Source organism: Thioalkalivibrio sp. HK1 (genome assembly GCA_000583135.1).
In the GTDB taxonomy this organism is placed as follows: domain Bacteria; phylum Pseudomonadota; class Gammaproteobacteria; order HK1; family HK1; genus HK1.
On sequence record JFBG01000028.1, the window covers coordinates 1 to 24,354 of the forward strand.

The following is a 24,354-nucleotide window of genomic DNA, read 5'->3' on the forward strand; positions in this document are numbered from 1 at the left end:
CGGTCGGTTGCGCCGACAACTGCACGTCGAAGGTGGCGGTGTTGCCTTCGGTAAGCGCAACGGCGCTCGAGGGGAGGGTCAAGGTGCCTACGTCATCGTCCGTCACGTCGACGCTCACCGTACCGGTGGCTTCGCCATAGCCGCCGCCCGATGCCGATACCGAGATGCTCGTGCTTTCGTCGTCGGTATCGTTGTCTTCCGCTGCGCTCAACGTGACCGTTTGCGCCGTGTTCCAATCGGATGTCGTGAAGGTGAGGGTGTTCTGTTCGCCGGTCGCGGTGGTGTCGGTATCCACTTTGACGTCGGTGTTGCTCGGCTGGGCCAGCGTGACCGTCACGCTAGCGGTCGGTTGCGCGGACAGTCGCACGTCGAAAGTGGCGGTGTTGCCTTCGGTGAGCGCAACGGCGCTCGACGGGAGGGTCAAGGTCCCCGCATCGTCGTCCATCAAGTCGATCCCGACCGTCCCTCCTACATTGACATAGCCGCCGCCCGAAGCCGAAACGGAGATGGTTGCGGTCTCGTCGTCGGCATCGGCGTCCTCGGCCGCATTGATCGTGACCGCTTGGGTCGCATTCCAATTGGAAGTCGTGAAGGTGAGGGTGTTCTGTTCGCCGGTCGTGGTGGTGTCGGTATCCAGCTTGATGTCCGTGTTGCTCGGCTGGGTCAGCGTGACCGTCACGTTGGCGCTCGGCTGCGTCGACAACTTCACATCGAAGGTGGCGGTGCTTCCCTCGCCAATCGCAATGTCATTCGTCGGGAGCGTCAGTCCCGCAGTGTCGTCATCCGTTACTACCACCCTCAGGCTATCGGTGACGGAGTCATAGTCCGCTCCCGATGCGAATAGTTGGATGTTCGCGCTGTCCTCGAAGGAATCGTGGTCATCGGCGGCTATCACCGTCACCGTTCGGGCTTGGTTCCAATTCGAGGTCGTGAAGGTCAGCGTACCCTGATTGCCGTTTCTGCTCGTGTCGGTGTCGATGGATATGTCGGTGTTGGGCGTGCCGCTTTGGGATATCACCACTCCTACATTGGCGCTCGGTCGGGTATCCAATTTCACCGTGAAGGTGGCATTGCCGCCTTCATCGACGGCCAAGGGATCGCTCGCCTGAGCGATGCTCAATCCTCTCGTATCGCCATCCGAGACCTTGACCGATATGGCGACATCGGCGGCGGAGCCGTAACCCCCGCCCGAAGCGCTCACCGTGAGAGTCGCTTTGTCTTCGATCGCATCGTCGTCATCGGCCGCTCTTACCATCACGGGTTGGGCTTGATTCCAGTTCGAGGTCGTGAATGTCAGGGTGTTTTGATTACCGTTGACATCGGTGTCGGTGTCGATGGTCACGTCGGAGTTGGCCGGGTCGCCTTGGGCCACCGTCACCGTCACATTACCGGTGGGCAACGTCGCCAACTGCACAGTGAAGTTGGCGCTTGCGCCTTCGTTCATGTTGATGTCGGAGGAGGAAACCGTCAGGTTCGCAGTGTCGTTATCGGTCACCGTCACCGTTATGCTTCCGGTGACGGAGCCGTAATCCGCCCCCGATGCGGTCAGTCCAAGGGTTGCGCTATCGTTCGCGGTATCGGCGTCCTCGGATGCCCTCACTACCACCGCCCGAGCCACGTTCCAGTTCGAGGTCGTGAATGTCAGGGTGTCTTGATCGCCGGCGCTGTTCCCGTCGGTATCGAAATTCACATCGCTGTTGGTCGTGCCGCTTTGGCTCACGGTCACCGTCACATCGGCGCTCGGTTGCGTCGCCAATCGCACCGTGAAGGTGCCGTTTCCACCCTCGGTCAAACCCAAACTGGCAACCGGCGATAGCGTCAGGCCTACCATATCGTTTTCCGTCACCCTTACTGTCACGATCACGTCTCGGATGGCGGAGTCGTAGCTGCCTCCCGAGGTCTCCAAAACGAGCCTGGCGCTATCGGTGATCGCATCGTCGTCTTCGCTGGCTCTTACCTTGACCGTTTGAACTTGATCCCAGTTCGAGGTCGTGAAATTCAGGGTGTCTTGGTTGCCGGCTTGGTTCTCGTCGGTGTCGAAGGACACATCGAGATTGCCCGTTCCGCCTTGGGATACGGTCACCGTCACATTCGAGGTCGGCTGGGTTGCCAATTTCACGGTGAAGGTATTGTTCGATCCTTCGCCCACGTCGATACTTCTGGAAGAAATCGTCAGGATATCCTTATCGTCATCCGTCACCGTCACCTTTACGCTCTTGGTGACCGATGCGTAATTGCCGCCCGATGCGGTCAGGAGAAGCATCGCGCTGTCGTTTTCGGCATCGACATCCTGGGAGGCGATGATCGCCACCGTCTGGCTTTGATCCCAATTCGAGGCCGTGAAGGTCAACTCGTCCTGGTTGCCTTGGCTGCCGTTGCTTAAGTCGGTGTCGAAGGATACGTCAGGGTTGGCGGTGCCGCTTTGCGTTAACTTCACCTTCACGTTCGCGCTCGGCCGCGTCGATAGCCTCACCGTGAGGTTGCTGACTCCGCCCTCGGGGACGCTGATATCGGTCGAGGAGAGTGTCAGATCCGCCCCATCGTCATCCGTTACCGTCACCCCCACGCTCCGGGTGACGTTATCGTAGCCTCCGCCCGATGCGCTCAAATCGATGGTCGCGCTATCCGCCGTCCCATCGTCGTCATCGGCAGCCATCACTGTCACCCTTTGCGCAACACTCCAATTCGAGGTCGTAAAGGTCAGCGAGGATTGATTCAAGGTCACATCGGAGTTGACCGGGGCTCTTTGTGACAAAGTCACCGTGACATCTCCGGTCGGCGGCGTCGCCAAGCGCACATCGAAAGTATCGCTCTCGCCTTCGTCCACGTTGACGCTGGTGGAAGAGAGGGTCAGATTGGCCGCGTCGTTATCCGTTGCCGTTACCGTCACATTGCCGGTGATGGAGTCATAGCCACCTCCCGTAGCGCTCAGTATGTAAGTCGTGCTGTCCGCCAAGGTATCGCTGTCCTCGGCGGCGCTCACCGTCACCGCTTGCGGCGTGATCCAATTCGAGGTCGTGAAGGTCAGCGAGGACTTGTCCACGGTCAGGTCGGCATTGACCGTATCACTTTTTTGTGACAGATTCACCGTTACATCCCCGCTCGGCTCCGTGGCCAAACTGACCGTGAAAGTGCTGTTGTTGCCTTCGTCCACGCTTACTCTGTTCAAAGAGGGTATCAACCCCGGGGTGTCGTTATCCGTCACCGCCACATTCACATTCCGGCTTTCGGATCCGTCATAGCCGCCACCGGAGGCGCTCAGGACAAGGGTTGCGCTATCGGCGATTGCATCGGGATCATCGGCGGTGCTGACCGTCACCGGTTGCGCCACATTCCAGTTCGAGGTCGTGAATGTCAAGGAGGCCGGGCTTGCGCTGATATCGGGGTTGGCCGTACCGCTTTGCGCCACTGTCACTCTTACGTCACCGCTCGGTGGACTATTCAGCCGAACCGTGAATGTGCCGCTCTCGCCTTCGTTCACACCCAGGTCATTCGATGAGAGTGCGATGGCGAAGGGGTCGTTATCCGCCACCGAAACCGAAAGGCTCTTCGATATGTTGTTGTAATCCGCTCCCGATGCGTTCAAGGTGATCGATGCGGTGTCGGGATCGCCGTCCCCGTCCTCGGCGGCGCTCACGCTTACCGTCCGGGTCGTATTCCAGTTCGAAGTCGTGAAGGTCAAGGTGTTCTGGTTGCCGGTGGCCGTTGTGTCGGTATCGAAGGTTATATCGGGGTTGCCGGTGCCGCTTTGCGAGAGGGTCACTGTTACATCACCGGTCGGTTGCTTCGTCAACCTCACCGTGAAGGTCTCGCTTGCGCCTTCGGCCACTCTCAGGTCGTCCGAAGAAAGCGCCAAGCCTTGGGTATCGTTATCCAACACGGACACCGATATGGATTGGTCATGGATGGAATTGGAATTACTTGACAACCGCAGTAGATAGGTTGCGCTGTCGTCCGTATTGTCGTTGTCCTCGGCGGCGCTCACCGTCACCGTCCAAGCCGTTTCCCAATTCGAGGCGTTGAAGTCGTGAGACGAGTCATCGAGGGTGATGTCGGGGTTGGCGGTGCCGTGATTTTCAAGGGAAGCGCTCAAAGTTCCGCTCGGCTGAGCCGTCAACCGCACCGTCAAAGTGCCGTTGCCGCCCTCGATGATATTCAATGTGCTGGTCGAGGCCTTCAAGGTCAAACTATCGTTATCCGCAACGCTTACCGTCATGTCTCGGGTGGCGGAATCGTGGCCACCTCCCGATGCACTCAAGACGATGGTCGCGGTATCGTCATCGGCATCGTCGTCTTCGGCCGCCTTCACCGTCACCGTCTGGCTTTGATTCCAGTTCGAGGTCGTGAAGGTCAGGGTGCTTTGGTTGCCGTTGGCGGTCGTGTCGGTATCGAAACTGACATCGGGGTTGGCGGTGCCTTTTTGCGAGAGGGTCACTGTTACGTCTCCCGTCGGCTGGGATACCAACCGCACCGTGAAGGTATCGCTCTTACCCTCACCGATGATCAGCGACGGATCCGACAGGAACAGTACGGCATCGGCGCTCAACGCCACTTCGAGTCTGGTCGTAGGAGCGAGACCGACACCGGTGAAATCGATGTACTCGTTACGGGTCGTCGAGGCCGCAGCGCGGGCGACGGTGACGGTTTGATCGGTATTCCAATTGGCCGTGGTGAAAGTCACCGAGAGCAGTGTGCTCGGCGTACCGCCGCCGGTGGAGAGTTTGATGTCGGCATGGGTGCTTTCCATGACGATCGTTCTATCGTTGTCCGGCCGTTTTTTCAGCGCGATGGTGAAGGTGGAAGAGGAGCCCTTGTCAACGGTGAGGTAGCCAAGGCTCCGGTCGATTTCGATGGGCTCCCTCGTGTTCACGGTCGCATCGGCAGCGGCGATACCGAGACCTGAAAGGTTGATCGTCGCGCTGCTGTCGTCGTCGTTGCTATCCGCTGCGACGTCGACCCTCACGGATTGAGGGATATCCCAGTTGTCGGGCTTGAATGTCAGCGCGGTCTGATTGCCCGGAGTGTCGGGATCGGTATCGATGGTGACGCCGCTATCGCTCGAGGTCAGGTTGACGGTCCGGTCGCGGTTCAGTGCCAAGTCGAGTTTGACGGTGAATGTCCCCGATCCACCCTCGGTCACCGCCAATGTCGAGGCCGATAGGGTCACTCCGATCGCCTCGAACACTCGGGCGTTCAAAGATCCGCCTCTAAAGCCGGTACCGGTGAGGTTGATCACTGCGGCGTCATCCACCGCATCGCTGTCGGTCGCCGCACTGAGAGTCACGGTTTGGGCGGTATTCCAGTTCCCGTTGCTGCCACCGGTGAAGGTCAGCGAGGTCGGGCTCAGCGTGATATCGGAGTTGTCGGATGCCAAACTGACGATCCGGTCGACGCTTGGCTGCCGATTCAGTTTGACCGTGAATGTCGCCGATCCGCCTTCGGTCAGATTCAACGAAGATGTCGATAGAACCGTTCGGACGAGATCGTCATCGCGCACCGTCACCCCGATTTTAGAAATATCGACGAGGTCGTTGTAGGCGAGCCCGAAGCCGGTGAAATCGATATGCTCGTCGTGATCCGCCTGATCGTCGTCATCTTGAGCGGCGCTGACCGTGATCGTTCGACCGACATTCCAGTTCGTCGAAGTGAAGGTCAAAGAGATCTGTGTGCTTGGCGAGCCGCCGGTGGAGAGCCCGATATCGGCATAGCTGCTCTCCATGACGATCGTTCTGTCATTGTCGGGCCGTTTTTTCAGCGAGACGGTGAAAGTCGTCGTGGAGCCTTCGTCCATGACCAAGGAATCATGGCTTCGATCGATGGAGATGGATTCCCATACGCTCACATCTTCTAAGTGGTCGTCGATGCCGGTACCGGCGAGATCGACCGACAGAGTATCGTCGCTATGGTTGCTGTCTTGAGAGGCGGTGACGGTCACGGTCTGCGGGGTATTCCAATTGCCGCCGCTGCCGCCGGTAAAGGTCAAAACGGACTGGTTGCCAAAGGTGTCGGGGTCGGTATCGATCTCGATATCGGTATCGTTCGTTGTCAGATTGACCCTTCGCTCCAGGGACGGTTGTCTCGCCAATTTGACCTTGAAGGTTCCCGATGTATTTTCGGCCAATCGCAAGGGTACATCCGATAGATCCAAGGCGATATTTTCGAGCACGGACGCAACGAGCGAAGTCGAAACGATGCCGCTTCCGGTGAGAGCGATGGTCTCGATATCGTCGATGCTGTCGGAATCCGGTCCGGCCGTGACCCTCACGTTCTGTGCCGTATTCCAGTTGCCGCTATCACCGCCGGTGAATTGGAGGGTGGTCGGGCTGAAAGCGATATCGGGGTTGTCCGTGCCGTTGACGGCCAAGGTGATCGTCCTCGAATCTTTCTTCGGTGGCTGTTCCGACAGTTTGACGGTGAAGGTGCCGTTGACGTTCTGCGTGCCTTCTTCGAGTTCCAGAGGTGTCGGCACCAAAGTCAATCCGACATCGTCATCTTGTATCGATATCTTCAATCTCGGGGGAGCCTTGCCATATTCCAACTGCTGCCCGTAGCGCATGGCGGTATCCAGTTTGGTATCGATATATTCGATATCGTCGCCTCCGTCGGAATCGTGCTCGGAGGTGATCTTGATCGTCTTGGTCAGCGAGTCATCGTCGGGAGAGAAGGTCACGGTGATCTTTCGGCTCGGAGTGTCGTCGCCGGTGGAGAGTTTGAGATTGTCGCCGGTGGTCTCCAGTTCGATCGATCGGTCGGTGTATATCTCCAAATTGAGCGACATGGTGAAAGTGGTCGATGTGCCCTCATAAAGAGCCAACGAGTTGGACGAGTCCACGCTCCGGCTGACTATCCGGTTATAGAGAAAGGGGTCGACATTGAAGTCCAAATCGGTGGGAGTGATCCCGGCCCCGGAAAGCAAAAAGTGATGCTCGAAATCGGTGTATGTCCTGAAGTTGCTGGAGATCGTTACTGTTTGTGGGCTATCCCAATTGCCGTCGTCTCCGCCGGTGAAGGTCAGCGTATCTTGGTTGCCCGATGTGTCGGGATCGGTATCGAATCGAATCTGGCTGACAAGGGAACTTTTTCTTTGACCGGTGAAGCCGAAGCCATCCACGGGTATCGTCATTTTGACTTTTCTATCGGTCTCCGGCTTAGATGCCAGCCTGACCGTGAATGACTGATTCGGGTTGGTATGCAAGTTGTCTATCGATGCCAGGCTCAAAGTCAGACCGATAGGCTCTTTCGCGGCAACGGGCAGTGAATGCGAGATGATATTGGTGCCGGTCAGGCTGATCGTCGTGTCATCGTCGGTCGTATCGGTATCGGCAAGTGCGGTGACTTTCACTTTTTGCGCAGTGTTCCAGTTGCCGTTATCGGCGCCGGTGAAGGTCAATGTGTTCTGGTTGCCCGCGGTATCGGGGTCGGTATCGTTGATCGTGACAAGGTCGGTATCATTCGAGGTCAAGGTTATCGACCGATTATCTTTGCCCGGCGGTTGTTTTGCCAGTTTGACGGTGAACTCCCATTCGCTCCCGTCGGAGGTCACTTCCAACCTCGTTTTATCCACAGTCAAGGCGACATCGTCATCGGTGATCGATACCTCCAATCGTTGGTTCACTCCGCTGCTATGGGCGAGGCCGAGGTCGAGAGTGGAATCGATATATTCGGTGCGATCCGTCCCGTCGTCATCGTGCTCGACGGTGATCTTGACCGTTCGAGCCTGATTCCAATTGTCTCGAGTGAATGTCAAGGTGAGACTGTCGCCCGGGGTATTGTTGCCGATGGAGATTTTCAGATCGCTATGGCTGCTCCTCAAATTGATCTTTCTATTGCCGGGGGGCTGTGCTTTCAGCACATAAGTGAATGTCGCCGTCGAGCTGCCTTCGATGGCGGAGACGGTATTGACGCTCCGCTCGGCTTCGATCGTCGTTGCCTCGAATAGCGTTACGATCACATCGTCGTTGTTGACGCCGTTACCCGTAAGCGTGATCGTTGCGCTGTCGTCGAGCGCATTATCATCCGCCGATGCACTGACGGTCACGGTTTGGGGACTATTCCAGTTCCCGTCGCTGCCGCCGGTGAAGGTCAGCGATGTCGGGCTCAAGGTGATATTGCTATTAGCCGAGTTCAGGGCGACCGTCCTGTCGCCGGCAGGCTCCATGGCCAGTTTGACCGTGAATGTCCCGCTATCGCTTTCAAGCATGCTCCAAGAATCTCTCGATAAAACCAAATCGATATCGTCGACTTCCTGCACGGTGAGGGGCAACGAAGCGGACTCGATTCCGATGCCGGTGATTTCGATCGTCGTTTCGTCATCGAGGGTGTCGCTATCGGCCGCTGCGGTGATCGTCACGGTTTGGGGGACGCTCCAGTTGGGACCGGCGAAGGTCACGGAAGACGGGCTTAACGTTATGTCATCGTTATCCGATGCCAAATCCATCGCTCGATGATCGCTGCCCGGCCGAGAATTCAATCTGACGGTGAAGGTCTCGGTTCCGCCTTCTTTCACCGTCAGCGTCGTCGGATTCGAAACCGCTTCGATGGGATTTTTCGAGATGGCGGTCAACGAAGCGGTTCCGACGCCGGTGCCTTCGAGGGTGATGGTCGTTGATTCGTCGGCATCCGCCTCGTTGGCCGTCGACGTGACATTCACCGTTTGAGGAGTATCCCAGTTGCCGCCATCGGCGCCGGTGAAGGTCAGCGTGTTCTGTTTGCCCGAGGTAAGGGGATCGGTATCGTCGATCGTCAGATCGGCGTTATTCGAGGTCAAGATGATGGTCTTGTTATCTTTGCCCGGCGGTTGCTTCGCCAATTTGACGGTGAAATTCCCCGTACCCCCGTTATTCAAATCCAGCGAGGTCGGTGCCAAGGTCAAGGCGATATCGTCGTCTTTGATAGTCACGCTCAGTCGATCGTTCGTCCCGCTTTCATGGACAAGGCCGTCTCCCAATGTGATATCGACATATTCCGTGTTCTCGGCCGCATCGGCATCATGAGCGGCATGAAGCCTGATCGTTCGGGCTTGATTCCAATTTGCGTTGGTGAAATTCAAGGTGAGATCGGTGCTCGATGTGGTATCGCCGGCGGATACATTCGATAGTGTGAGACCGGCATCGGTGGTTTTCATTTTGACTGTCCGATCGAATAGCGGTGCCGACTTCATCACATAAGTGAAGGTCTCCTCGGCAAGGACCGTTCCTTGCGGGGTGCCCTCGTTGACTTCGAACGCATTTTTATCACGGGTTATATCTTTGTTCCGTACGATCGTGAGGGAATCCAGCATATCCACGGTTATTTGCGTGAGGGCGACGCCGTCACCGCTGAGAACGAGCCTTCCCGATTTCTCCGAGTCGTCATTGTCCACCGCAACGCTGACCGTCAATGTCTGCTCGACATTCCAGTTATCGTTGGTGAACGTCAACGATGACGGATTCGAGGTGAGATCCGAGTCGAGCGATCGAATCTTGATCGTCCGGTCGTTGTTTGGCTGGGATGTCAGTTTGACTTTGACATCGTCGGAGTTGCCTTCCACGATCCGCAGCTTTGTCGACGACAGCATCAGATCGACGTTTTCATTGACATTGACCGTCAGCGTCGCGGTTTCGACCCCGGGGCCTTCCAAGGTAATGGTGATGGTATCGTCGGTCGTATCGTTATCCCGGGCGGTTTGGAAATCGACGAGTTGGAAGGTGTTCCAGTTGCCATTATCGGCGCCGATGAAGGTCAGCGTGTTCTGATCGCCCGGGGTAACGAAATCGGTATCATAGATCGTGAGTTTGGTGTTATTCGAGGTCAAGGTGATGGTCTTGTTATCTTTGCCCGGCGGCTGTTTGGCCAGTTTGACGTTGAACGATCCGCTCAATCCATCGCCGAGATTCAAAGATGTCGGCGACAAAGTCAGTGCGACATCGTCATCTTTGAGCGCCACCGCCAGCCTCCAGTACGAACCGCTTTTATGGACGAGGCCGGAGCCGAGGGTGAAATTGACATATTCGGTGCGATCGGTCGCATCGTCATCATGGACGACCTTCATCGTGACCGTCTGGGGTTGATCCCAGTTTTGGTCGGTGAAGGTCAAGGTAAGCGAGCGGTTGAACGAACGATTTGCGTCATCGCTGCCGGTGGCGATCGTGAGATCGGCATGGGAGGTTTGCAAAACGATCGTTCGGTTGGTCGTCGGCCTTGATTCCAGCACATAGGTGAAAGTTTCCGTCGATGTGCCCTCGGCGACCTCGATGTAATTTTTGCTTCGACGGGCCTCGATGATCTCGAAGATGGCCGCACCGACCGTCGCGTCGGCGAATCCGTCCCCGGCAAGGGTGATGGTCGCGGTATCGTCTTGTGCATCATTGTCCGTAGCGGACGTAATGGTCACTTTTTGCACCGTATTCCAGTTGCCGTCGTCGCCTCCGGTGAAGGTCAACGATGTCGGGTTCAATGTGATATCAGGGTTGGTGGAGGTCAGATCGATCGTCCGGTTGAGCAAGGGCATGGACGAGAGTTTGACGGTGAATTCCCCGCTATCACCCTCGTCCATTTTCAACTGCGTGTCCGAAAGAACGATCGTGATATCGTCTTCGCGAATGAATGTCCGCAGGGTGGCGCTCACTCCGCTACTGGCAGCCCCTCCGCTCTTATGGGCAAGGCCGGGCCCCAAGGTGAAATTGATCGTTTCTTCGCGCTCCGTTGCGTCGGTATCTTGCGCGGCGCTGACCTTGACCGTTTGTCTTTGATCCCAGTTATCGGGGGTGAAGGTCAAGGTGAGCGATCGACTCCAAGTGCCGGTACCGGTGGCAACCATGAGATCGGCATGGCCCGTCTCGATGTCGATCGTCCGGTTGCCGGTCGGCCGACTGTCCAGCACATAGTAAAAAGCATCCTTCGATGTGCCTTCATCGACGATGATGAAGTTGCGATCCCGATTGGCATCGATGATCTCCAAAGCGTTCACGCTGATCGAGGTATCGATCACGTCGCTGCCGCTTAGGCCGATCGTCGCGGTATCGTCGATCGAATCACTGTCCGTTGCGGCGCTGATCGTCACCTCCTGCGCGGTATTCCAGTTGCCGCTCGTGAAGGTCAGCGACGTCGAATTCATGGTGATATCGGAATTGTCGGATGTCAAGGAGATGACGGTATCGTCGCTCGGGCGCTCGGCGAGTTTGACCGTGAATGTATCGGTTCCGCCCTCGGATAGGGTGGATGATGATTTCGATAGGATCATCGAGGGGTTGTCGTCATCGCGCACCGATACACTGATGGAGGTCTCGGCGATCCCCTCGCCGGTAATGGTGATGGATTCGTTTTGATCCGTCGAATCGGCATCTTGCTTGGCGAATACCCCGACGATCGTAGTAGAGTTCCATCTGGCGGGCTCTATTGTCAGGTATATCTGCTTGGCCTCGATTCCGGGGCCCAAGAGCATATCGTCGTTGGAACTGACCAATTTGATGGTCCGGTTTCTATCCGGTTGTCTTTTCAGCCGGATAAAGAAATTTCTGCGGTTGCCCTCGAGTACGACGATTTGGCTGTTATAAAATCTGATCACATCGATGGATTCCAGCGCGAGCACCGAGACCTGTGCGGCAGTGATGCCGGCACCGGTGAGATCGATCGTCGAGGTATCGTCGCTATCGTTGCTATCCACAGCGGCCTTGATCGTCACCGTCCGAGCGCTATTCCAATTGCCGCCGTTGCCGCCGGTGAAGGTCAAGGTGGTTTGGTCGCCCGTGGTATTAGGATCGGTATCGATGGTGATCGCAGGGTTGCTCGATGCCAGATCGATCGTCCGACTGCCGCTGGGCTCGGATGCGGGCTTGACCGTGAAGGTCTTCGATCTTCCCTCGGTCGTCGTCAATGACGTCCTTGACAGGGTGAGCCCGATGACCTCCTTGGCGCTGACCGCCAGCGAGCTCGATACGATACCGGTGCCCGCAAGATTGATGGTCTTGTAATCGTCGGTCGTGTCGGCATCCGCGGTCGTTTCGACCCTCACGGTCTGGGCGGTATTCCAGTTGCCGTCGTCGCCGCCGGTGAAGGTCAGCGATGCGGGTGAAAAGGTGATATCGGGGCTGCCGGCGCCGTCCGAGGTCAAGGTGATCGTCCGGTTATCTTTCCCCGGCGGTTGCCGTGCCAGTTTGACGGTGAAGGCGCCGTCGCTACCCTCGCTGAAATCCAGAGATGTCGGTGCCAAGGTCAAGTTGACATCGTCATCTTGGACATTCACGACCAGCGCATCGTTCGTCCCGCTTTTATGTTCAAGGCCGGTATCGAGATCGAAATCGATATTGGCGGAGAGGTTCGCCGTGTCGGCATCTTCGGCGGCGCTGATCGTGACTGTCTGCTCCTGATCCCAGTTGTTTTCGGTGAAGGTCAAGGTGAGATTTCGGCTCGGGGTGCCATCGTCGGTAGCGACCAGGATATCGGCATGGGAGGTCATCATCGTGATCGTTCGATCGCCGCTTGGCCGGGATTCAAGGACATAAGTGAAATCTTTCGATGCCCCCTCGTCGATGCCGATCGTATTCAGGTTTTCGTTGTCGTTTGTATCGGCCCGAATCGCATCGATGCTTCCCCGCACATCCACCGTTGCCTCGGCGGTTTTCAAGGCATCGCCGCTGAACACGATCTTGGCGGTACCCTCGCTGACGATGTTGGCGGCGGCCGTGAGCGTCACATCTTGGGTGGTATTCCAGTTATTCCGGGTGAATTCCAGCGATGTCGGATTCAATGTGATATCGCTGTTATTCGATGTCAGGTTGACTGTTCTGTTTCCGTAAGAGGTTTCCGACAGCGTGGATCCAAGCCTGATCTTGAGTGTCACGCTATCACCCTTGACGATCACCGGTGATGAATCGGAAAGGATAATTTCGATATCGTTATCCCGTAGCAAGGCCTGCATTCCTCTAAAGACCGTATCGCTATGGACAACACCGGGGCCGAGGTCGAAATAGAAGATCTCGATGCGATCCGTCTTGTCGGCATCATCGGCGACCTTGATCTTGATCCTTTGCGCGGTATTCCAGTTGTCGGGGGTGAAGGTCAATCTGAGGGTTCGGGCGAAGGTGAGATTCGCGTTGTTGTCACTACCGACGAGGGCGATCGTGAGATCGGCATGGGGGGTTGTCATTTCGATCGTTCGGTCGGAAGGGGGCCGCCTATCGAGTACATAGGTGAAATCGGAGTCGGAGGTGCCTTCATCGACGACGATGCTGTTGCGATTCCGAGTGGCTTCGATGCCCTCCATCACGGTCAAGTTCATCGTGCTCTCGCCGATGCCGACGCCGCTTAGGGTGATCGTTCCGCTATTGTCGAGAATGTCGGTGTCCTTGGTGGCACTGACGCTCACGCTTTGATCGGTGTTCCAGTTGCCGTCGGTGAAGGTCAGCCGGCTCGGGGAGAAGGAGATCGTGTTGTTATTCGATGCGAAGTGGACAATCCGATCGCCGGGGGGCTGCGAGTCCAGCTTGACCTTGAATTCCGCGCTTAGACCCTCGGTCACCACCAGCGATGTATCCGACAAGGTCAACCCGACACCGCTTTCCTTCGCGGTGACGACCATCGAACCCGAGACGATGCCGGTGCCGCCAAGATTGATGGTCTTGCTGTCGTCGACCGTATCGGCATCCGCGACCGTTTGCACCCTCACGATCTGGGCGGTATTCCAGTTGCCGTCATCACCTCCGGTGAAGGTCAACGAGGTGGGCGAAAAGGTGATATCGGGGCTGCCGGCGCTGTTCGAGGTCAAGGTGACCGTCCGGTCGCCTGTCTTACTCGGCGGTTGCTTTGCCAGTTTGACGGTGAAACTGCCGCTTTCGCCTTCATCGATATTCAAAGATGTTCTGTTGAAAGACAATCCGACATCGTCGTCTTTGAGAAGCACTCGCGCTCGATTACTCACACCGCTTACATGAACCAAACCCAACCCTAGCGTGGTATTGATATATTCATTGCGATTGTCTGCATCGTTATCATGAGCGATGCTTATCTTGATCGTTCGAGGCGTGTTCCAGTTGTCTTTGTTAAAGGTCAATGTGAGGTTTTGGCTCGGGGTGGCGTCGCCGGTGGCGATCTTGAGATCGGCATGGGTGGTCTCCAATGCGATCGTTCTCGGGTATTTAGCCAGCGGCCTCGATCTCAGCACATAGGTGAATGTCTCCGTCGAGCCGCCCTCGATGGCTTCGATGTAATTTCGGCTTCGATAGGCCTCGATGGCTTCCAAGACCCCCACGGTTACTGTGGCTTCGGTGGACTCGTCGCCGGAAAGGGTGATGCTCGCGATATCATCGAGCCCATCATCGTTCGGACCACTGTCCGCAATGGTGTTGACCGTCACCGTCTGAGTGTCGTTCCAGTTGTCGGGGGTGAAGGTCAGCGAGGCCGGGCTAACGGTGGCGTGATTCAGATCATCCGACACCACATCGATCGTGCGACTATCGGCCGGCTGCGAGCCCAGTTTGACGGTGAAGGTCTCGGAATTTCCTTCGATCACCGCTATATTCGTCGTCGATAACACCAATCCGACCCTCTCTCTTGCGGTGATGACCATCGAGGTGAGTGCGACCCCGGTGCCGCTGAGGTTGATCGTCGCGCTATCGTCGTTCGTATCGCTATCCGCCACGGTGTTGACCGTAACGGTTCGAGGGTTGTTCCAGTTGGCGGTGGTGAAGGTCAGCGAGGCCGGGCTGAAGGTGATATCGGGACTGCTCGTGTCGCTCGAAGCCAAGGCGATCGTCAAATCCGAGGTGGGCTGTGTTGCCGGTTTGACGGTGAAGGTCCCCGATGTGCCCTCGGCCACTTCCAGCGATGCCGGGGTCAAGGTCAGCCCGATATCCGGATCTCTGATCAACACCCGCAAACGGTAATCCACTCCGCTTTCATGGACCAAACCGGGACCGAGCGCGGAGTGAACATATTCGGTGCGATTCGACGAGTCGTCGTCTTTGGTGGTGCTGACCATCACCTCTTGTCGGGTATTCCAATTGTCGGGGGTGAACTCCAAGGTAAGGGTTCGGCCCGGAGCGCCTCCGTTGGTGGCGATCTTGAGTTCGTCGTGGGAGGTGCTCAACTCGATCGTTCGATTGCCGGGCGGCTGCGATCTCAAAACATAATAAAAAGCGGTGGTGAGGCCTTCGGCGACTTCGATATAGTTGTTGCTCCGATAAGCATCGATGGATTCTGCGGTGTTCACGGATACCGAGGCGGCGGTAAGACCCTCGCCGCCAAGCGTGATCGTTGCCGCCGCAGTGTTGTCGAGGGTATCGCTGTCGTCGGTGGCGCTGACCGTCACTTCTTGCTCGTCATTCCAGTCGTTGTTGGTGAAGGCCAGTGTGGTTTGGTTGCCCGCTGTATCGGGGTCGGTATCGATCGTGATGCGGGTGTTGCTCGATGCCAAGCTGACCGACCGGTCGCGCGATGGCCGAGTCCCCAACTTGACCTTGAATGTCGCGCTTCCACCTTCGGTTACGGTCAGCGATGTATCTGAAAGGGTCAAGGTCACATCGTCATCGCGCATCAACACATCCATCTCGTTGCCGACCCCGCTTTTATGGGCAAGACCCGGGCCGAGGGTGAATTGGACGTGTTGATCGCGATCCACGGTATCGCTGTCTTGGGCGACGCTGATATTGATGACTTGCGGGGTATTCCAGTTGTCGGGGGTGAAGGTCAAGGTGAGTTTCCGGCTCGGGGTGTCGGTGCCGGTGGCGATCTTGAGATCGGCATGGTCGGTGGACGCAGCGATCGTTCGATCGTTATCCGGACGACTTTCCAGCACATAAGTGAAGGTGGCGGTAGAGGTGCCCTCGTCGGCGATGACGAAGTTGCGATTGCGGAATGCGTCGATGATCTCCATCGTGGTTACGGTCACCGAAGAGGGGAGGAGCCCGATGCCGGTCAGATCGATCTTCGCCGGATCGTCGGCCGAGTCGCTGTCGTTGGCGGCGCTGACCGTCACGGTCCGCTCGTCATTCCAGTTATTGAGGTCGTAGGACAAGGTGGTCGGGCTCAAGGTGACTTCGGCGCTGTTCGATGTCAGATCGATGACCCCGTCGGTGGCGGGTCTCGATGCCAGCTTGACCGTGAACGTCCTCGATCCGCCTTCGGATACGTTCACAACGTTCGAGGAGAGCGTCAACCCCACCTCATCGTTATCGGTTACCGTGATCGTCACATTGCCGGTATCGTCGTAGCCGCTTCCCAATGCCGTCAGATCGATGATCACCTCATCGTTCACGGCATCGTCGTTCTCTTCGTTCGCGCTCACCGTCACTGTTTGGGGGCTATCCCAATCGGCGCTCGTGAATGTCAAAATCGCCTTGTCCAATACGACATCCTCATTGGGGGTTCCTCTTTGCCGCAGTCTCACCGTCACGTCGGCGCTCGGCCGGGTCATCAGATTCACCGTGAAAGTGGCGCTGTTGCCCTCGGCGATGGTCAAGGATGAGGCGGAGATCACCAAACTCGCGGCATCGTTATCGCTCACCGCCACCGATAAGATGCGATTGACCCCATCGTACTCCACGCCGGAGGCCGTCAGGTCGATACTCGCGCTCTCGTCGGTGGCATCTTGATCGTCGCTTGCGCTCACTCTGATCGTCCGAGGGATATTCCAGTTATCGCTCGTGAAGGTCAGCGAGTTTTGGTTGCCGGGGGTGGCGGTATCGGTATCGAAGGTCACGTCGGGGTTGGCGGTTCCGCTTTGCGAAAGGCTCACGCTTACGTTCGCACTCGGGGGGGTGCTCAGCTGCAATGTGAAGGTCTTGTTGCCGCCTTCGGTGACGGCCAAGGGCTCGGCATCGGCCACGATGGTCAAGGCCGCGTTATCGTTATCCCTCACCGTGATCGAGATGGCGCCGGTCACGCTGCCGTATTCCGTCGCTCCCGAAGTCGCTAAGGAGATGTCGGCGTTGTCGTTGGCGGCATCGTCATCCTCGCCGGCGCTCACCGTCACCGTTCGGGGGGTGTTCCAGTTGTCGCTCGTGAATGTCAACGAAGTCTGGTTGCCGGCGGCGCTCGTATCGGTATCGAGAGTCACGTCGGGGTTGGCGGTTCCGCTTTGCGCCACATTCACCGTCACATCGCCCGTCGGCTGCTTCGCCAAGCGCACCGTGAAACTGCCTTGTCGGCCCTCGTTGACCGTCAACCTGGTCGGGGATAGGGTTAGCCCCGCGCTGTCATCGTCGGTGACCTCGATCGTCATGCCGGCGCTTACGTTGGCGTAACCACCCCCCGAAGCGGTCAGGGAAACGCTCGCCTCGTCGTTGGTGGTGTCGTCGTCTTGGGCCGCGCTTGCGTTTACCCTTTGGGGGGTGTTCCAGTTCGTGCCGGTGAAGGTCAGCGATGTTCGATCCACGCTCACGTCGGGATCGGTCGGCTGGGCCAAGGTCACCGTTACGTTCGCGCTCGGCTTTGTCGCCAATGTCACATCGAATCCGCCGCTTTCTCCTTCGGTGATGTTCAAGGGGTTCGGAGACAGGGACAGACTCGGGGTGTCGTCATCGTTCACCTTGATCGACACGCTGCCGACGATATTCGCATAGTCGCCCCCGGCGGCCGTCAATGCGACGCTTGCGTTATCGTCGTCGTCGTCGTCGTCTTGGCCTGCACTGACCGTCACCACTCGCTTCGTATTCCAGTCGGTGGTGGTGAAGGCCAACGCGGTCTGGTTGCCCGTCGTGCCGGGATCGGTATCCACCCTCACATCGGTGTTGGTCGGTTGGGTCAAGGTCACCGTGACATTGGCCGAGGGCTGCGTCGCCAGTTTGACCGTGAAGGTTTGGTGGCCGCCCTCGGCGACGGTCAATGGATCGGCGGCGGCTTCGATGGCTAGGGAGATCGTGTCGTCATCCTTCACCGTGACCTCCACGCCGGCGGTCTTGCCCGCATAATCCCCTCCCTTCGCCGTCAGGTTGATCGTGTCGAGCTCCGCGCTCGCATCGTCGTCATCGTTGGCGGTGACCGTCACCGCCTGAGGGCTATTCCAATCGTCGCCGGTGAAGGTCAAGGTATCGGGGGAGAAGTGCATGGTATAGAAGCGATTGTTTTGCCCCGTATCGGGACGATCGAAGGTCAGATCCACGGTCACGGTCGCGGTCGGCCGGGTTCCCAACTTCACGGTGAAGAATTCTCCGGCCGCTCCTTCTTCGATCGACAAGGTCGTATCGGAAAGAACGAGGCCGATGGTGTCGATATCGGTGATGGCGATCGTCACGCTCGCCGTTTTATTCGCATAACCCCCGCCCGAGGCGGCGATGGCGATGGTCGCGCTATCGTCGGCGGAATCGTTATCTTTGACCGCGCTCACCGTCACCAACTGCGTTTGTGTCCAGTTGCCGGCGGTGAAGGTCAACTCGGTCTTGTCGATCGTCACATCGGCGTTGTTCCGAGTCAGCGTCAGCGTGACATCGTCCGAGGGCTGCGACCTCAAGCGCACGGTGAAGGTCTTTTGACTCCCGCCCTCGATCAGGGTCAGGCTCCGTTCGGAAATTTGCAGATCGACGCTCTCGTCATCGTTCACCCTCAACTTGACGGAGCGGGTGAATTGGCTGTCCACGGATCGAATCGCCACGGTGCCCATATCGTCGTCGGCATCGCCGTCTTGAACGGAGGTCAAGGTCAGTCGTTGCGTCGTATCCCAATTCGACGAGGTGAAGGTAAGGATTCTGGGGGTGACCGTCACATCCCGGTTGGAGAAGGGGGGTCTATGATCGATGTTGGCAATCACTCCCGCCACGCTCGGCTGTCTCGCCAACTTCACCGTCAGAGTCTTGCTCAAACCCTCGTTGATTTCGACTTGGCCGGCGACGATGGTATCCACGATGAAGTAATCGTTATCGGAGACCGTCACATCCACCTTGCCGGTGGCGGTTGCGTAATCGCTCCCCGAAGCCGATAACGACAAGACCGCCGTTTCATATTCGCTGTCGCTGTCTTCGGCCGCCGAGACCGTCACCGCCTGCGCCGTATCCCAGTTCGAATCCGTGAAATTCAAGGATGTCGGGGATAGAGTGACCTCCGACGCCGAGGACGTCAACGTCACCGCCACCGGGCCACTCGGTTCGGTCGACAGCGTTACACCGAATTGAGCCGAGCCCCCCTCGACCACTGTCAATCTCGAAGGATCGCCGATCAATCGTTCGAGGACGTCGTCATCCGTCACCGTGACCTTCACGCTCTCGGTAATGTCGCCGGTGCCGTAATCGCCACCGGAGGCCGACAACGATATATCGGCGACCTTTTTGTAGTCATTATTGTCGTCATCATCCAGCGCTCTCACCACTACCGACCGGGCGCTGTTCCAGTTCAATCGCGTGAAGGTCAAGGTGGTTTGATTGCCGTTGGTGTTGGCGTCGGTATCGAGTGTTACATCGGATCTCGATGAGCGCAAATTGACGGTTACGTTCCCGTTCCTCGGTCTCGATTTCAACTTCACGCTGAACCCGATATGGTCGCCTTCGTCCAAATCGATACTCTTTGGAGAGACCACCAAACCCCGATCGTTATCGATCGCCTTCACCAAGACGGAGCCACCATAACTCCCCCCGTCGGGGCTTTGGTTGTAATCGGCCCCCGAGGTGCTCATCCATACCGTATCCGTGAAATCGGTGTTGCTGTCATCCTTCTCCGGGGCGCTCACCGTCACCGTTTGGGGGCTTTTCCAGTTCGTGCTCGTGAAAGTCAAACCGCTTTGGTCCCCCGATTGATTCGTATCGGTATCGACCGACATACCGCTGTTTTGGAGAAATCTGATACGCACTGCCACGTCACCGCCCACCGGCCGGGTCGTCAATGCGACGGTGAACGAGGCGCTGCCCCCTTCGTCCAATGTCAGGTTGCACTCGGTTGAGGTGCAGGCGGAGATCGACAGGTTGCGGGTGTCGTTATCGGAGATATTGATCCGCACGCTATCGCTGGTGACGTTTTCGTATTCACCGCCCGATGCCGCCAACGATACGTCCACGCTCTCATCGGCGCCGTCGTCGTCCTCGCCGGCATGGAGGGTTATCCTTCGCTGCGTATTCCAGTTCGAGGGGGTGAAGGTCACCGTATTTTGATTGCCGGGTTGGCTCGAATCCGCATCGGCGCTTATATCGGAGTTCGAAATCGGATCCACGCTCACGGTGGTATCGACGCTTGGCTGCGTTGCCAAACGCACCATGAAATGACCGCTCCCGCCCTCGGTGATATCCACCTTTGTCACCGAAACCACCAAGTCCGGGGGAGTTTTATCCCTTACCGAGACCGAAACGAGCTTGACGATGGAGTTGTAATTCGTATCGGCGCTCTTGCTTCGAATACTCAAGGTGGCGCTATCGGGCAACCCGTCATCGTCCTCGGCCGCCGATACCCACACCGACTGCGCGGTGGACCAGTTCGAGGCCGTGAAGGTCAAGGTGGTTTGATTGCCCGCCGTCGCCGTATCGGTATCGGCCGTGACATCGGAATTCGAGGACGTCAAATCGACCGTTACGTTGGCACTCGGCCTTGTCGTCAGCACTACGGTGAAGCCGTCGCTTTCGCCTTCGGCAATTTTTAGATGATTCGTGGAAATCGTCATGCCCGCGTTATCGTTATCGATGACATCGACCACCAGACTGCCGGTGAGGTTGCCGTAATTCCCGCCCGAGGAGGTGATGGAGATGCTTGCGCTGTCGTTTGCGATATCGTCATCTTCGGCGGCGCGAACGCTCACCGTTTGGGCCGCGCTCCAATTCGATGACGTGAAGAGCAAAGTATTTTGGTTGCCGGCGGTATCGGAATCGGTATCGATCGTTATATCGGGGTTGGTCGTTCCGTTTTGCCCCAGATTCAAGGTCACATCGTCGCTCGGCTCGCTCGTCAGACTCACGGTGAAGGTTTTTTCGCTGCCCTCGGTGATGGTCAGCGTGGTCGGGGTGACCGTCAAGTTGGCGACCTCGTCGTCGTCCACCTCGATCAGCGCCGCACTTTGCTTTCCTTCGAATTCATGGGCTCCGGATGCGCCCAAGATCAGATGCACGCGCTCATCGACGGCATCGAGATCTTGAACGCCGCTGACGGTCACGGGTTGATCCATATTCCAGTTGGATCTCGTGAACGTCAATCTCGCGGGAGAAACCGTCATCGCCCCGATATCGCTGCCAGAAAGCGCCACGTCGACGTTCCCCGAGGGTCTTCCTTTGAGCCTCACCTTGAGGCTGCCGTTGCCACCTTCGTCGATGGTCAGCGTGCTCTTCGATAGAACGAAGGTCGCATCGTCGTCGAAAACGCTGAAGGTGTCGGTGACCTCCACATCGACGGGGCCACCGGAGGCCTCGTCGAAACGCCCGCCCGTGGCCACGAATTTGAGTTTGACGACTTCGTTCAAAGCGTCTATGTCATCCACCCCGGATAACGTGAATGTCTGATCTTGATTCCAGTTATCTCTGGTGAACTCCAAGACGGCAGGGGAGATCGTCAACAGCGACGGATTGGATGAGTCGACGGATACCGAAGTTCTCCCCGGTATGCCGCCAAGCGTGGTCAGTGCCGGCGCCGCGCTGAGTTTCACCTTGATGGTGGCGGTGCCGGTCTCCACGGGATTGCCCGGGTGCTCGGTGGGGGCGTCTCGGGTGATTTGCAAAGACGGGATCGTCCGGTCTTCGATATAGACATAGACGATCGGTTTTGCTACGCGATATTGAGCATCGCCATCTTGTTGCTCTTCGACATCGAACCTCACCCGGGCGATATCGTTATCGATATCCGCATCTTCCTTGGCCCGAAACTTGAAATTTCGAAAGAGGTGATGACCATCATTCTGACGGTAATAACGATGCTTTGTGCTTCCCACGATATCCAGCCTGCTTTGATCCTCGTTCGGGATGGACGCTTCGATATCGATCCAATTCCCGAAAAGATTGTCTTTGCCCACCATCGACAAGGCCGCAGTGCCGACGCTGCCCGCAGAGAGTCTGGCCGAGGATGACAATAGCGTCACCCCACCGGTGGCATTTCTAAACTCGACGAGATCGATGTCGATGATGCCGGTGCCTTGGTAAACGCCCTGATCGCTTCCTTGGGTGTCATCGTCCTTGATCCGGCGAACCAAGAGTATCTGACCCACTTCATCGCTTTGCTGCTTTAATTGACCATCGGTAGGATTGTCCAATGACGGCAATATCGTAAAGGTCTTGTCTTGATTCCACTGCTCCGGGGTCCATTCATGGACCTTGGGAGCGACTCGAATCCATGTTGGGCTATTGCTGATTGCCTCCACCGTCGTCCGGCTGCCGGCTTTTGGCTTCGACGCCAACTTCACCGTGAAGCTGCGGATTTGTTCCGAGGTTCCCGACTTGTATTGGACAATAGGGTATTCGCCTTTTCGTATCGCTTTCCTGAATTCTTCCGCGTTTTCCCGATCCAAGAAAGACTGGAAGATATTTTTGATGAAGTAGGAGTATCCGAGCCATTTATCCGATATCACCAATCCGCTTGCATCGGCATCCATGACCGAAACCATCACCTTGCCGGTGGCGTCGTCGAACCCTCCGCCGGATGCACTCAAGTTGACGTGGGTGCTTTCATCCTTGGAATCGGAATCCCTTCGGGAGAAGAGCGTTATCGTTCGATCTTCGTTCCAATTCGAGGTGGTGAAGGTCAGTGTGGATGTCTTGTCGGTGTTTTCCACCCCGTTCGTTATGATGCTGGTATTGACTTCCAAAAGAACATCTTGCACAGGTTCGACCGTCACCGTCACATCGCCCGTCGGCTGGGAAGCGAGCCTCACCGAGAAAGAGAACATGCCTCCTTCCGTGAGGTTCAGGTCGGTTTCGGAGATGACAAAGGACTTTTGCTGTGCCCATGCAGGGGTGGCAAGCATAAGCCCCAAGACGATTGCAAAGAGGATGGTGGGGATCTTTCTCATCGCATCATGCCGGCCATGTCAGCATCGGCTCCATGATAGGCCACTGACATCCCCACGATACTCGATCGCCGCTTCGGTCTCTTGATCGCTCGCATTTTTCTTTTTCACCCACCCTGTGAACGCCTGCCGAAATCTCTGGTTCCCTTCGAAATACGCATCCGTGGATGAGCCTTTGCCCAACCGATTGAATCATATCGGGATTTCAATGAACATACCACAAAAGCAAAGCGATATAAATAGGGTGAACGGGTTTTTTCGTCTTCCATTTTTTGTCTCGTCGTGATGAAAAAAGCGGCGATCGCTCATCGAGCATCGCTTTGTTCCGTCGACAAGACGAACCGCCACCGAGAGGCATCTCTCGAGGCGCCGCTTTCGAATCCGATGCATGGATCCCGGTTATTTTGTCGGGTGTTTGGGGTCGTTTTGAAGGGAAGCGCCTTGCCGAAAAAGTCTCTCTCATCCTTGGGATGCTTTGATCTCCTTGGGTTTTTGCGCCTTTTTCACTGATCTTCGGGCAAGGTTCGAAAGGCACGAGCGACGAGCCATGAAGGCTTTTCAGCGAACGTTCTTTCATGCGGATATGTGGATGTAAAGGGATTTCAACTCGACATCGAGGGTTCGGATTCGACGTTCGGGCGGATCCGAAAGGGCTTGCAAAAAAGAAAAGACGAGGCATCGGATTGAAATGACTTTGCATGACATCTAGGCTTTTGTCTACCGAGGGACTGTCGACGAACCCGCAATCCGTGCGGTCATGACGAAGCGGCATCGTCGACAGACATGCGGGGTAGGGGGCTTGGAATCTTCGATGGCTAAAGGTCGTATCTCAAGATCGAAGGCAAGGCCGATGCCTCGGAATTCAACCCTTGAACATTGGGCGAGATCGTCGACAATTCCGCTTTCTTTCGGTAGCAGCGATTCTTGGGGCTTTTCACCGGCGACATCGACGATATGAGCGGGTAAGGGAGGTTTTTTTGGTATGTCCGTGCTTTGACGGCGGGATCGGGTGATGGTGCCGAGGACATGGTCGAGCATTGCTGGCCCCGATGGCAACGGACATTCCTGCACCCATTGCTTGGATGATATCGAGTCTACCGAGTGCCGGTGAGGGGCGCTGCTGCATCGAGCCGGGCCAATCGGTTCGTGATTTTTCGTGGCCGATACCTTGAAGGTGCTATTCGGGGCGGGTTCTTCGAGATATATTCGACTCGGCGAATTCCGAGAACCCGGGCTTTTGCCGGTGCTGGGTAAAGTGCGGCCACCCGCCGATCATCGGATGACTCGGCGGGGCGGTCTTCGCTGTTTTTGGCTGCCGGGTCGGCGAGGCAAGAGAGGCGGGTGGGGCTCGTTTCAATTCCCGCCGAATGAGCCGCCGCTCGCGCTGTTGTTGACCAAGGCTCTTCCGCCGCCGGTCCGGGTCAGAATCTGCACGCTGAACGGGCTGTCGGTGCTGACCTCGCAGGTGACACCCA

General features: G+C 57.1%; 1 protein-coding gene. It reads right to left on the reverse strand.

The window, feature by feature from the left end; all coding sequences use genetic code 11:
• Positions 1-22,882: hypothetical protein (locus BF99_RS20580; RefSeq protein WP_038097887.1), on the reverse strand; the 22,882-nt coding region annotated here is incomplete at its 3' end.
• Positions 22,883-24,354 lie beyond the last annotated feature (1,472 nt).